1 protein-coding gene is annotated in these 266 nt (G+C 39.1%); it reads right to left on the bottom strand.

Annotated features, from left to right (window positions below; genetic code table 11):
* The coding region (locus tag HMPREF3027_RS09845; RefSeq protein ID WP_371440873.1) for an integrase core domain-containing protein at positions 1-158 on the bottom strand (158 nt) is incomplete at its 3' end.
* Between the last annotated feature and the right edge of the window lie 108 nt (positions 159-266).

Below are 266 nucleotides of genomic sequence, written 5' to 3'. Positions count from 1 at the left end.
CTTTTTGTGTTGTAAAACTCTATGACTGAGGTTAATTCAGCCTTTGCCTCTTTGATGGTTTTAAAACGTTTGCCTTTTAAGAGCTCATTCTTTATAGTGTTATTGATCCTCTCTGCTTGTGCATTATCTTTGGGATCTGGGGTTTCTGTCATACTTATATCTATGTCATTCTTTTTAAGGATATCTACATACTGGTGGCTGGCATACTGGCAGCCTCTGTCTGAGTGATGGATGAGCTTCTCGCTCGCTTTATCATTCGCTTTAAG

This window comes from Porphyromonas sp. HMSC077F02 (assembly GCF_001815465.1).
GTDB classification, from domain to species: domain Bacteria; phylum Bacteroidota; class Bacteroidia; order Bacteroidales; family Porphyromonadaceae; genus Porphyromonas_A; species Porphyromonas_A somerae.
This window is presented reverse-complemented; position numbering and strand designations above follow the sequence as displayed.